Here is a 12,235-nt window from a genome sequence, read left to right as displayed (position 1 = left end):
CCTCAAGCGACTTTCAGAACAACTTCCGCATCGATCACCTTGCCGAGTTGCGCCGCGCGTTTGCGCAGACGTTCCCCGTCCAGGTTTGCAAGATCGCTGGTCAGTTCGATCGCAAGGCCGGTTTCCGTTGCCGCAACCCCTATCTTCGGGAGCAGCCCGGCCATGGACGCGCTCAGCAGAGACGCGACGCGCAAGGTGGCACCAAGCACCTTGGCCCGTATCCTGAGACGGTCGGTGAACAGCTGGCGGATGACCTGGGACAAGGCCCCTTCCCGCAATCCCTGATGCCGGTAGAAAACGGCGGCGGCCAGGTAGGCGCGGCTGGCGTGATCAAGACCCACGAAAGAGGCGTTGGAAATGATGTTCAGGCTCTGCTCGCCGCGGTAGTCCGGATGCGCGCGCCATCCGATGTCCGACAGGAGACAGGCCGCGTGCCGCAGCCGTTTTTCGTTCGCCGTCTCCTCGATCTGCAGCTCCCGAAAGAGCGCGTCCGTCCAGTCGATCAGCTCGATGGCATGCTGGGGTGAGCGTGCCCGCAACTCACACAGTTCGCGTGCCGCCTCGATGACAGGATCTTTGGCCTGCATCTCCGGCGACAGCTTTTCGTGCAGGAGGCCCTCGCGCACACCAGTCGCGGAGAACATCAGCCGCTCGGCCTTCATGGCGGTCAGGACCTGTTCAAGCACCACGGCGCCGATCGGCACCAGCGGACGCCTCTGCTTGGAGACAACCTCCGCCATATCGATGTTTTCCAGATTGGGAACGGAAATCGCCCGGCAGAAGGCGATCGCTTCCTCGGCATCCATCTCGTAATTGTGCATTACGTGCAAGGGGTAGTCGTTCTGCATCAGGTGCAATCTGCCGAGAGACCGCCACGTTCCCCCAACGGCAAAGAAGGTGCGTTCGCCCGGTGAAAGATCGGGCCATTCATAGGTCTTTAGCGCTGCCTCGGTGATCTCGCGCGCCTTCTCGATGGAGCCGCCCGCTTCCTCCGACAGACGCAGGCCGCCGAGGGGAAAGGTCGCGCCTCCCCCCGGTTTCTTTTCACCTATCTCGACGAGTTCAAGGCTGCCACCGCCCATGTCGCCGACGATGCCGCGCGGCTGCCAGAAACCGGCAACGACGCCAAGAGCCGAATAGTAGGCTTCCTCGCTGCCGTTCAGGATCCGAACGGGCGCTTCCAGAATGCGTTCCACCTCGGTCACGAATTCCGGCCCGTTTTCCGCATCGCGTGCCGCGGCCGTCGCGACGACGTAGAGCTCCTTGCAACCGGTGTGCTCGATCAGCGCCTTGAAGCGGACCAGTTCTCCGAGCGCGAGATCCACGGACTCCGTGGCAAGCTGCCCCGTGGCCGCGACCCCTCTTCCAAGCCCCGCAAGGAGCTTCTCGTTGAAAAGCATCGTGGGCGTTCGGGCCTTGCGCTCGTAAATCACCAGGCGCACGGAGTTGGAGCCGATATCGACGACCGCTACCGGCCCCGTCCCGTTGAGCCGGCCGCGTGCCGGCTTGAACTGGCTCTTCATGTCATCCTCGTTTTTGCCGCTTCAGGAACGGCTTGGGGCGATCGCTCTTAAGGGACTTTCCGCGGCCGGAAAGTGACGGGTTGGTCATGAAATACCGGTGTGCGTTGAAAGGCTCTTCGTTCGGGCCGGGAACGATGCGTTCGTGGCTGCCGTCGGCGAGAATGCGCCAGCTCTGCTGGTTGTCTTTCAGGTTGGCGACCATGATCTGGTCGAGGACCTGTTCGTGCACCGTGGCGGTGAGCAGAGGTGACAGGACCTCCACCCTCCGGTCAATGTTTCGCGGCATCAGGTCGGCCGAGCCGATATAGACATACGCCTCCGGTGACGGCAGGCCATGTCCGTTTCCGAAGCAGAAAATCCGGGAGTGTTCGAGAAAGCGCCCGACGATCGACTTGACCCGGATATTGTCCGACAGTCCTTCGATTCCGGGCCGGAGACAGCATATGCCGCGGATCACCAGATCGATCTGAACGCCGGCCTGGCTGGCGCGGTAAAGCGCGTCGATGATCTCGTGGTCGACAAGCGAATTCATCTTCATCCAGATCTGCGCCGGCCTTCCTTCACGTGCATGCTGGATCTCCGCTTCGGTCAATTCCAGCATCCGCTGGCGCAAATTGACCGGTGAGACGAGCAGGTGGTTGAGTTCATCCGGTTCAGCGTAGCCGGTGATGAAATTGAAGACCCTTGCCGCATCTTCGGCAATGCCGGGGTCATCCGTGAAGAAGGACAGATCCTCGTAGATGCGTGCCGTAATGGGGTGATAGTTGCCGGTTCCGATATGGCAGTAGGTCTTGAGCTGGCCGTGCTCGCGCTTGATCACCATGGACAGCTTGGAGTGGGTTTTCAGTTCGATGAACCCGAAGACGACCTGAACACCTGCCCGCTCCAGATCGCGCGCCCACTTGATGTTGGCTTCCTCGTCGAACCGCGCCTTGAGTTCCACCAGCGCCGTCACGGACTTGCCGGCCTCCGCCGCTTCCGCCAGGGCCTTGACGATGGGCGAGTTGTTGGAGGTGCGGTAGAGCGTCTGTTTTATTGCAACGACGTCGGGATCCCGCGCGGCCTGCCGGAGGTACTGCACCACGACGTCGAAGGATTCGTACGGGTGATGAACGATGATGTCCTTCTGGTGGATGGCCGCGAGACAGTCGCCGCCGTGTTCGCGGATACGCTCGGGAAAACGGGCGGTGTATGGCTCGAACTTGAGGTCCTGGCGTTCCAGATCGACGATCTGCGACAGGTTGTTGAGCGCAAGCAGGCCTTTTGCCTGGAAGATCTCGCTTTCGCCGACATCCAGCGCATCGGCCACGAATTCCTGCAGCGCCGGCGGCGTCGTCTCCTGGATCTCCAGACGGATCACCGAGCCCCGGCGCCGGCGCTTGAGCGCGCTCTCGAACAGGCGCACGAGGTCCTCGGCCTCCTCCTCGATTTCCAGGTCGCTGTCGCGAATGACGCGGAAAGCGCCCTTGCCCCTGATCTCGTATCCGGGAAACAGCCTGCCGATGAACATGCTGACGACGCGTTCAATGGCAATGAACCGCGCCGCGCCGTCACCTCCCTTCGGCAAGCGCACGAACCGGTCGACCTGGTTCGGAATTCTCAGAAGCGCGATCATTCCGCGCCCGCCCGATGTCGGGACCAGTTCGAAAACGATGGAGAAGCCGAGATTGGGTATGAAAGGGAACGGATGCGCCGGGTCGATGGCAAGCGGCGTCAGAACTGGAAAGACATAGGCCAGGAAATAGTCCTGCAGCCACGCCCTGTCGGCGTCATCAATGGTGTCGCCGTGAAGGATCTCGATCCCCTTGTCGGCGATCTCCCCGCGCAGCTCTTCCCAGATCCGTTGCTGGGAGGCCTGAAGATCGCGCACGGCCTCGCTGATCCTTTCAAGCTGCTCGGTGGGGGTCAGCCCGTCATCGGAGAGGTTGGTCACTTCAGCGCGCTGCTGGCCGCGGAGCCCGGCAACCCGCACCATGAAAAACTCGTCCAGGTTGTTGGCGGAAATCGACAGGAACCTCACCCGCTCCAGAAGAGGGTGGTTCTCATTCATCGCTTCTTCCAGGACGCGCAGGTTGAACTGAAGCCAGGAAAGTTCCCGGTTCATGTAACGGTCGGACACCTGCGCCATGTCGGCTTCAGGTTCGCGGCTCTCGCCACGCAGATCGGAGGAGGCCGCGAAAACATCTGAAAGGTCGGTTGTTTCGTTCAAGGTACTTCCCCTCAGATTCAGGCCGTGGATACCCGCGCCATGGACCCTTGAGATGTCAGTAACACGGTGAGCGCGCAAGGCAAATGAAACCAATGTCGCACCGCGTGCCCTCAGCGCCCCTTATGCACATCTTCCAGCACGCGCCCGGCCAGCGGCTTGGTTATTTTGACACGTCCCGCCAACGCCTCCTGGTCGATTGCCTCGACCGCGCGCATGGCAACGTCCAGCGACCGTTCCATGCGCACAACGAGGTAATCCACGACCCCGATGTCCACCGAGATCTGCCGGTCGGCAAACAGTTTGACGAGAACGCGGCGCAGAAGATCGTCGTCGGGCTCGAGGATTTCGACCGGTGTGGCCGCGCGCAAGCGGGACATCAGGTCAGGCAGCGAAAGCCGCCAGCTCGCCGGCCAGGTGCGGCTGGTGATCAGGACGGTCCTGCCGGCCTGCCGTGAGGCGTTGAGGAGATGGAACAGGGCGGTGTCGTCAACACCGCGATGCGCATTTTCAACGACGGCCGCCGGGGCTTCGGCCAATGCATCGACCATGTGTTCGGCAAGGTCCGGTGCCGCGACGACAGAGGCTGCAGTCTCGTCCCTGAATGCCTCGACAAGGTGCGTCTTGCCGGACCCCACCGGACCGGCGAGAACAACCACCGGGGACGGCCAGTCCGGCCATCTTTCCAGAAGCTCATATGCGGCCTTGTTGGACGCGCCGACGAGATAGTCTTCGCGTCCGAGCGCTGCCTCGTGCGGCAGCTCCAAAGGCAACTGGCGCGGTGGTTCCGCCATTATCCCGTCACTTACTCTTCACTCACGGTCGAAGAAGGGGCCGTTCCCTTGTAGACCGGGCTCGCTAGGTACTGCCTCAGCCCGAAGCGCGCAAGCACTCCGATCATCGCCGCTGCCGGCACGGCGATCAGCATGCCCACAAAGCCGAACAGAAAGCCAAAGGCAAAAAGCGCAAACATCAGCGTCACCGGATGGAGGCCCGTGCTTTCCCCGACCAGCTTCGGCTGCAGAATGTTTCCTTCCAGGAACTGGCCGACCGCAAAAACCGCGCCCACGACCAGGATCCAGGGCCAGTCCGGCCAGAACTGGACGAGCGCAACGCCGATGGACAAGACGAAGCCGAGCGCCGCTCCGACGAATGGGATGAAACTGACGAGCCCCGCGACCATGCCGATCAGAAGCCCGAAATTCAGCCCGACGAGCGCCAGCGAAACTGCGTAGAAGATGCCCAGAATGACACACACGGACACCTGCCCGCGCACAAAGCCGGCAACGGCTGCGTCCATTTCCCTGGCCAGACCGCGGATTTCTTCAAGATGGTCCCGCGGGATCCAGCTGTCGATCCGCTCGACCATGTGATCCCAGTCCAGCAGCAGGTAAAACGCAACGACAGGCGTGATCACGAAAAGCGACAGGATCGACAGCAGCGCCTGCCCTCCGCTCCAGATCGATTGAGCCAGTTTGCCGACAAAGGACGCCCCCTGCCCGATGAGGTCGGTCATAGAAGACTGCAGGTCTTCGGGTGACAAGCCGGCAAGGCTCGCGAGGTTCGCGGGAAAATACTTCTGAAGCAGGACCTGGAGCCTGCGCACGAGATCGGGGAAATTTTCCAGAAACGATGCGAGCTGGTTGCCGAGCACCGGCAACAGCAGAACAAAAAACAGGACGAGGACAAGTATGAACGAAAACAGGATCGTCAGGGTCGCCCAGAGGCGGTCCATCCCGAGCCGCTCGAGGCGGTCACACACGGGGTCGAGCAGGTAGGCAACGGCCATTCCCGCCACGAAAGGCAGGAGCACGCTGGAAAAGATATAGAGAAAAACACAGAAAACGGCCAGGGAAAGCAACCAGAACTGAACCTGACGGCGCAAAGTCATAAATGTTCCTCCGGACAGGGACCGGGAATGGGTCTCGAAAAATTTGCGGTACTATACATGACAAGATACGCATTTTTCCCGCGCATTGCTCATAGGTTGTCGGGCATTCCCCGGTCAAGAGGTGGATTTGGGGGTGAACAGGCCGCGCGGCCCTTGTGAAAAACGGCGCAAGGCTGTATGCGCGGCAGGGAAATCACTAGGGTACGGACCCTGGGTCATTCGCCGCCAAACACGCAATCGAACATCTGGAGCAGCCATGAGCCCGTCCAAAGCCGAAGGAAGCAATGGCCTGACCTATGCCGACGCCGGTGTCGACATCGATGCGGGAAACGCCCTCGTCGACCGGATCAAACCGCTCGTCAAAGCAACGTCCCGGCCCGGCGCGGACAGCGACATTGGCGGATTTGGCGGCCTGTTCGACCTGAAGCGCGCGGGCTTTGCCGACCCGATCCTGGTGGCCGCGAATGACGGCGTCGGCACAAAACTGAAGATCGCGATCGAAACCGGGCAGCACCGCACCGTCGGCATCGACCTCGTCGCCATGTGCGTCAACGATCTCGTGGTTCAGGGCGCCGAGCCCCTGTTTTTTCTCGACTATTTTGCGACCGGCGCGCTCGACGTCGATACGGCGAGCGACGTTGTCGCCGGTATCGCGGATGGTTGCAAGATGGCAGGCGCCGCGCTGATCGGCGGCGAAACGGCCGAGATGCCGGGCATGTACGGTGAAGGTGACTATGATCTCGCCGGCTTTTCGGTGGGTGCCGTCGAACGGGGCCAGATCCTGCCGCGCAGCGATGTCGAGGCCGGCGATGTGCTTCTCGGGCTGGCATCGTCCGGCGTGCATTCAAACGGCTATTCGATGGTGCGCAAGATCATGGAACTTGCCGGGCTTTCCTGGTCCGACAGCGCTCCCTTCGAAACGGGCAAGTCGCTCGGCGACGTTCTGATGGAGCCGACACGGATCTATGTCAAACCGCTTCTGGCGGCCCTGAAGGAAACGGGCGGCATCAAGGCGCTGGCGCATATCACCGGCGGCGGCCTGCCTGAGAACCTGCCGCGCGTGTTGCCGGACAACTGCTCGGCCCGCATCGACCTTTCGAAGATCACGCCTCCTGCGGTGTTCTCCTGGCTCGCGCAGACCGGTGGTGTCGCCGAAAGCGAAATGCTGCGCACCTTCAATTGCGGCATCGGGATGGTGGTCGCCGCCGCGAAGGAAGAAGCCGACGCGGTTTGCCAAGTGCTGCAGGACAACGGCGAAACCGTTGCGATCATCGGAACAATCGAAACGGCTGGGGATACGCCCGTCCTCTTCGACAACAGCCTCGGATTGTCCGAATGAGCCGCAAACGCACAGCCGTCCTCATATCGGGGCGCGGCTCGAACATGGGCGCGCTGATTTCCGCGGCCATGGAACCCTCCTACCCTGCCGAAATCGCGCTGATCGTCTCGAACCGTCCGGATGCGAAGGGACTGGAGCGGGCGGCGGAGTTCGGAATTCCGACAGCGGTCGTCGACCATACCGGGTTCGCGGGAGACCGGGAGGCGTTCGAGAGAGCGATTGACGCAGTCCTGCGCGAGCACCGGATCGAGCTTGTCACGCTCGCCGGCTTCATGCGCATTCTGACACCCTACCTGGTGAATGCCTGGTCGGGCCGCATGATCAACATTCATCCGGCTCTCCTGCCCTCCTTCAAGGGCCTTGCAACCCATGAGCGGGCACTGGACGAAGGCGTCAAGATCCACGGGGCCACGGTTCACTTCGTTTCGGCGGAAATGGATGACGGCCCGATCATCGTTCAGGGCGCGGTTCCCGTTCTCGACCACGACACCGCCGAAACGCTGGCAGCGCGCGTTCTGGAAGTCGAACACCGGATCTATCCCAAAGCGCTCGAGCTTGTCGCAACGGGCAAGACCAAGGTGACCGGAGCCCGTGTCCTGACCGGGGCCGCCAGCGAATCCGAGCTTCAGCTGGTCTGGCCGGACTGATTTCCACTCCGCCTGATCGGTTTCCCGGCAGCCTACCTTGTGCCGATCTGCTCCATGGAGATCTCGCGTCCGAAATAGCGCTCGGCGTTTTTGTAGGCAATTTTCTCGGCGACCTCTCTCGGCAGCTTCGACAGCCACAACCTGTTCATCGTCATGATCTCGGAATAGCTGTCCCACTGACTGTTGACCCAGGTGTCGCTCCCGATCATCAGCCTGTCCTGAAAATCGAAAATGATTTCAAGCCATTGCGGATCAAGGTTTTCGCCCCGGCCGAGAATGCTGTATTCGCGCAAGGACGTGTCCGCGAGGAGCTCGGGGAATTCGTTCATCAGTTCGTAGACCTCCGGCGCGGGCGTTCCCAGTCCCGCATGCGCCCAGATGATCTTCACCTCCGGATCAAGACGATAGAGCCAGCGGATCGGCTCGGTTCCCGAATGAACATGCAGGTAGATGTCCCGCTCCTTCGCCATCGCAATGATCTTGCGGAACAAGGCTTCGTCGGACATGTCCAGCTGACGGATATGAAACTCTCCGATGCCCTCGTGAGGATAGCTTTCGAGCCGGCCCTCCAGATAGGCGTCCATGCCCTCCGCCTTGGTCCAGTTCGACGACCCGGCCGCACCGTGGTAGGGCCGAAGTTCGGGAACGACCCTGTTCGGCGCATATTCCCACAGCATGATCGTTCCCTCGTCGGGGGTGGAGGACACGAGCGCCATGGCAACGCCGTTTTTGTCCATGAGTTCCACGATGCTGCTGACGGGATAGCGGTCCCATGCCGGTTCCTTGTAGTGCACATGTGCATCGAACAAGGGCAGGTTCCAAACCTCGTCGCCGATCGGCTCATGGTCTCCGTCGGCAAGGGCCGATGACATCGACAGCGCAACCATGAGGCCGACAAGACCCGGGCGTTTGAAGCGGAAGCCTGACATTAGAAACCTTTCCAATTTCCGATACGCCCACTCAAGCTACATCAAAAAATCGACTTTTCTATGAAATTAATAAATAAATTGATGTTTTGCACGCCTTGCGCACCGAAAATCGCATTCAAATGGGTTCATCTGCGTGTTCCATGATAGATTTCACGATGGTTTTGAGGAGGCCTCGCGATGCGTTCCGGAGATCTGACAGTCCTTATCGGCACGACCAAGGGTGCGTTCCTGATTGCCGGAGGCCGGGACCGAACGGATTGGGCCGTCAGAGGCCCCTATTGCGACGGCTGGCCGATCAATCACGTGATCGGCGATCCTGACACGGGGCAGCTCTGGGCCGGCGGCGGCGGCGACTGGAACGGGGCCGGTGTCTGGCACTCCGGTGACGGCGGAGACACCTGGGAGCTGACGAGGCTCACAAAGGGAACAATCGACGACTGGGCCGCGATGGACCCGGACTTCGCCGGGACGATCGGCTGGTCTGACGATCCGCTTCCCTTTACCGACCGTTTTTCCCAGATATGGTCACTCCGCCTCTCGCACGGAACGCTTTATGCCGGCACCAAACCTGCCGCGCTCTTGAAGAGCGACGACGGCGGTAAGAGTTTTCAGGCCCTCGAGAGCCTCACGAAACATCCTTCCGCCGAAAGCTGGAACCCAGGCGCAGCCGGTCTTGTCCTGCACACGATTGTCGATGATCCGGCGGCCCCGGGGAAACTCTGGGTCGGGATATCCGCGGCGGGGGTCTTTGCGACGGAAGATGCAGGCGCAAGCTGGGAACGGCGCAACCGCCTCTCGAACGCGGCCGCCTGTGAGGGGCACAGCCATCCGGCCGGACCCAGGGACGGAGAGACAGGCCATTGCGTGCACAACATGATGCGCGCACCGGGTGACAGTGATCTGCTCTACCAGCAGAACCATCACGGTGTCTGGCGCTCGTCCGACGGCGGGCGCAGCTGGGACAGCATCAATGAGGGTCTGCCGTCGACATTCGGGTTCCCGATCCGGGTGCATCCGCGCGATCCCCAGACCATCTGGACCTTCCCCCTCAACGGCGACGCCGTCGGCCGCTTCCCGCCGGATGCGGCGGCAGCGGTCTGGAAGTCCTCCGACGGGGGGCGCAGCTGGCAGGCGAAGCGCGCAGGCTTGCCGCAGGAGGCCTGTTTCTTCACCGTCCTTCGTCAGGCCATGGCCGGTGACGGCAGGGATCCGGCAGGTCTTTATTTCGGAACGAATTCCGGTTCGCTCTACGCAAGCTTCGATGAAGGCGACAGCTGGACCGAACTCACACGGCACCTGCCGACGATCCTTTCGGTCGAGGTGCTCGACCTGAACTAGGGTGCGGACCCAAAAATGGAGCCGATTTGGTTTGGATCGTTTTGACCAGCTGCGAGGAGCGAAAGCGCAGGAAATGTGGTTCATTTTCAAGCCTTTCGCGACGATGCAGATGGCCGAAACGGCCAAATCCGAAGGACGGCAAAATGGCTGCACCTCGCAGCGTCACCGCGCTTGACCGGGCATAAAGCCCGCTCTGCACACGCTTCCTCGCGAGATTTTGCCATTTCTGCCGCCAAATCGGCTCCATTTTTGGGTCCGCACCCTAGAGCGGTTGCCGGACCTCTGATCATCGCAATCGAATGGCTCGTTCCCGTTAGTGACATGTCAATTCACTTGCGATATACAGTCATTTGCAGTCAATTTTCCGAAAGACGACAACCCTATGACCGACTGGCGCCCCGACCTTCAGGGCAGCGATGCCCCGCGCTACATTGCCATTGCCGACAGCATTGCCGCCGACCTTTCAAACGGCAGGCTCTCGCCGGGAGACAGGCTCCCCGCCCAGCGTCAACTGGCCAGGGCGCTCGGCCTTGATTTCACCACGGTCGCGCGCGGATACGCGGAGGCACGGCGACGCGGACTGCTGTCGTCCCAGGTCGGCAGCGGCACATTCGTCACCGACCCGAACGGCATACAGACTGCAAAAGGTTCACCGCACGGGTCCCTCAGGGTCTGCCCACCCGACTTTTCGATGAATCTCCCACCCGAGCCGCAAGATCGCACGCTTGTCGACAGAATGCGGTCGGGATACAGCGCGCTTTCCGGCGATCTCATGGAGCTGCTTCGCTATCAGAACCCCGAAAACTGGGAACAGGATCAATTGGCCGCGGCGCGCTGGCTCGAAGGGGTCGGGCTTTCTCCCGTGCCTTCGCAGATCCTCTTCGCATCCGGCGCCCAGGCGGCATTGAGCACCATTTTGGCCGCCATCACCGAACCGGGAGATCAGGTCGCCTGCGAGGACGTCACCTATCCGGGCATACGCTCGCTCGCGGCCCAGCTGGGGCTGGAGCTGGTCGGGCTGGAAACGGATGAGGCCGGGGTGCTGCCGGACAGCTTGCAAAGTGTTGCCGCGTCGGGCCGCCTCAAGGCGCTCTACCTCAATCCGACGCTGCAGAACCCGACAACAAAAACAATTCCCTATGCTCGCAGAAAGGAACTCGCCGCATTGGCGGAAAAGGCCGGTGTGCCGATCCTTGAAGACGATGCCTATGGCCAGCTTTGCCGCAAGGCGCCCCTGCCGTTTGCCGCCGTCGCGCCAGCAACGACCTGGTACATCGGTTCGTTGTCAAAATGCCTCGGCTCCGGCTTGCGGCTTGCCTATGTGCTTGCGCCGAACCCGGGAGCGCGCTGGCAATTCACCCGTGCATCGAGAACAACCCAGGTCATGCCCTCCCCCGTGATGACAGCCCTTGCAACCCGCTGGATCGAAGACGGCACAGCCCTGCAGCTTCTGGATCACATTCGCTCCGAAAGCGCGGCACGGCAGAAGCTCGCGGCAACGCACCTGCATGGTCAGGACTACCTGTCCGATCCCGAAGGCTTTCACCTCTGGCTCAAGCTTTCCAACGGCTGGACCCGGCCGGCCCTCGTCAGCCAGTTGCGCAACTTGCCGATCGGCGTCACCGAGTCCGATGCCTTCACCGTGTCCGGAGTGCCGCCGGAGCGCGTCCGCGTCGGGCTTGGCGGCCCTGCGGACCGGAAGCAGCTCGGGAATGCCCTCGAAACCCTTTCCCAGACACTCAATGCATCACCAGCGCAAGCATCCGTCTATTTCTGACGGCGAACGCCCCCGATCCGTTCAGTCGGCACGGCCAATTTGCCGCACATGCCCTCCTTGACTTTGCGCATCAATTCCATATTTTGACTGCATACAAATACAGTCAAATTTCAAATGATGGCATCACGCAAAGCGCGGTCAATGCGCTTGCGGCGTTTCACAAGACTGGAAGGCAGATGAACACGAAGCAGAGCTGGCCGAAGCTGTCACCCATCCAGACCGGCATCAAGGGCCGCTGTCCGCGTTGCGGTGAGGGCAAGGTATTTGACGGATTCCTGAAGCTGAAGCGCGGCTGCAGCAACTGCGGTCTTGACTACAGCTTCGCCGACCCCGCCGACGGGCCTGCGTTCTTCGTCATCTGTTTCGGCTGCGTGCCGGCAGTCGCTTTTGCCATCTGGCTGGAAATCGCGTTCACGGCTCCCTACTGGGTGCACCTGGTCACGACCCTGCCGCTGATCCTGCTCACCTGCATTCCGATGCTGCGCCCCCTGAAGGGATGGCTGGTCTCGAGCCAGTATTTCTACAAGGCCGAGGAAGGCCGGCTGGTGACATCGGACGATGATGCCCCGCAACCCCAGCCGTGAC

The 12,235-nt window shown here is 61.4% G+C and carries 11 protein-coding genes; 6 read left to right on the top strand and 5 right to left on the bottom strand.

The features are described 5' to 3' along the window. Positions 1-2 precede the first annotated feature (2 nt). From ACO07N_RS19515 to ACO07N_RS19500, 4 genes are all read right to left on the bottom strand, one after another. A complete protein-coding gene (locus tag ACO07N_RS19515) occupies positions 3-1,523 on the bottom strand; it encodes an exopolyphosphatase (RefSeq protein WP_421982622.1) in 1,521 nt (506 codons plus the stop codon). 1 nt (position 1,524) lies between these two features. Continuing rightward, entirely contained in the window at positions 1,525-3,684 is a 2,160-nt protein-coding gene (locus tag ACO07N_RS19510) for an RNA degradosome polyphosphate kinase (RefSeq protein ID WP_421984458.1), read from the bottom strand. Between the two features lie 158 nt (positions 3,685-3,842). Next, positions 3,843-4,523 (bottom strand): AAA family ATPase, encoded by a 681-nt coding sequence (locus tag ACO07N_RS19505; protein ID WP_421982621.1) that lies wholly within the window; start codon positions 4,521-4,523, stop codon positions 3,843-3,845. An 11-nt stretch (positions 4,524-4,534) separates the two neighbouring features. Continuing rightward, positions 4,535-5,620 (bottom strand): AI-2E family transporter, encoded by a 1,086-nt coding sequence (locus ACO07N_RS19500; protein WP_421982620.1) that lies wholly within the window; start codon positions 5,618-5,620, stop codon positions 4,535-4,537. Between the two features lie 256 nt (positions 5,621-5,876). On the opposite strand from ACO07N_RS19500, the gene purM reads away from it, so the two are divergent. Together purM and purN are read left to right on the top strand one after the other, a co-directional pair. Continuing rightward, a complete protein-coding gene (gene purM, locus ACO07N_RS19495) occupies positions 5,877-6,959 on the top strand; it encodes a phosphoribosylformylglycinamidine cyclo-ligase (RefSeq protein WP_421982619.1) in 1,083 nt (360 codons plus the stop codon). Beyond that, positions 6,956-7,606, top strand: coding sequence for a phosphoribosylglycinamide formyltransferase (purN, locus tag ACO07N_RS19490; protein ID WP_421982618.1), 651 nt, complete (start codon positions 6,956-6,958; stop codon positions 7,604-7,606). The genes purM and purN overlap by 4 nt, the downstream gene beginning before the upstream one ends. 32 nt (positions 7,607-7,638) lie before the next feature. Here purN and ACO07N_RS19485 read toward each other — a convergent pair whose 3' ends face one another. Further along, positions 7,639-8,535 carry an amidohydrolase family protein gene (locus ACO07N_RS19485; protein ID WP_421982617.1) on the bottom strand — a complete coding sequence of 299 codons (897 nt, stop codon included), beginning with the start codon at positions 8,533-8,535 and terminating at the stop codon, positions 7,639-7,641. Positions 8,536-8,712: 177 nt separating this feature from the next. Between ACO07N_RS19485 and ACO07N_RS19480 the strand changes: the two genes are divergently transcribed. The 4 genes from ACO07N_RS19480 to ACO07N_RS19465 all read left to right on the top strand — a co-directional run bounded on the left by ACO07N_RS19480 (position 8,713) and on the right by ACO07N_RS19465 (position 12,234). After that, positions 8,713-9,873, top strand: coding sequence for a WD40/YVTN/BNR-like repeat-containing protein (locus ACO07N_RS19480; RefSeq protein ID WP_421982616.1), 1,161 nt, complete (start codon positions 8,713-8,715; stop codon positions 9,871-9,873). A gap of 31 nt (positions 9,874-9,904) precedes the next feature. Further along, on the top strand, positions 9,905-10,048 hold the full coding sequence (locus ACO07N_RS19475) for a hypothetical protein (RefSeq protein ID WP_421982615.1): 144 nt from the start codon (positions 9,905-9,907) through the stop codon (positions 10,046-10,048). 207 nt (positions 10,049-10,255) lie between these two features. Continuing rightward, positions 10,256-11,650, top strand: a complete 1,395-nt coding sequence (locus ACO07N_RS19470) for a PLP-dependent aminotransferase family protein (RefSeq protein ID WP_421982614.1) — start codon at positions 10,256-10,258, stop codon at positions 11,648-11,650. A 176-nt stretch (positions 11,651-11,826) separates the two neighbouring features. Next, positions 11,827-12,234 carry a DUF983 domain-containing protein gene (locus ACO07N_RS19465; RefSeq protein WP_421982613.1) on the top strand — a complete coding sequence of 136 codons (408 nt, stop codon included), beginning with the start codon at positions 11,827-11,829 and terminating at the stop codon, positions 12,232-12,234. Position 12,235: the final 1 nt, after the last annotated feature.

Origin of the sequence: Roseibium sp., assembly GCF_965229775.1 — a bacterium.
Classification (GTDB): Bacteria; Pseudomonadota; Alphaproteobacteria; order Rhizobiales; family Stappiaceae; genus Roseibium.
This window is presented reverse-complemented; position numbering and strand designations above follow the sequence as displayed.

Excerpts from the sequence above, each read along its gene's own strand:
- ACO07N_RS19470 (WP_421982614.1), top strand. The coding sequence starts at position 10,256 with ATGACCGACTGGCGCCCCGACCTTCAGGGCAGCGATGCCCCGCGCTAC.
- ACO07N_RS19515 (WP_421982622.1), bottom strand. The coding sequence starts at position 1,523 with ATGAAGAGCCAGTTCAAGCCGGCACGCGGCCGGCTCAACGGGACGGGG.
- ACO07N_RS19500 (WP_421982620.1), bottom strand. The coding sequence starts at position 5,620 with ATGACTTTGCGCCGTCAGGTTCAGTTCTGGTTGCTTTCCCTGGCCGTT.
- ACO07N_RS19480 (WP_421982616.1), top strand. The coding sequence starts at position 8,713 with ATGCGTTCCGGAGATCTGACAGTCCTTATCGGCACGACCAAGGGTGCG.
- ACO07N_RS19505 (WP_421982621.1), bottom strand. The coding sequence starts at position 4,523 with ATGGCGGAACCACCGCGCCAGTTGCCTTTGGAGCTGCCGCACGAGGCA.
- ACO07N_RS19485 (WP_421982617.1), bottom strand. The coding sequence starts at position 8,535 with ATGTCAGGCTTCCGCTTCAAACGCCCGGGTCTTGTCGGCCTCATGGTT.
- ACO07N_RS19465 (WP_421982613.1), top strand. The coding sequence starts at position 11,827 with ATGAACACGAAGCAGAGCTGGCCGAAGCTGTCACCCATCCAGACCGGC.
- purM (WP_421982619.1), top strand. The coding sequence starts at position 5,877 with ATGAGCCCGTCCAAAGCCGAAGGAAGCAATGGCCTGACCTATGCCGAC.
- purN (WP_421982618.1), top strand. The coding sequence starts at position 6,956 with ATGAGCCGCAAACGCACAGCCGTCCTCATATCGGGGCGCGGCTCGAAC.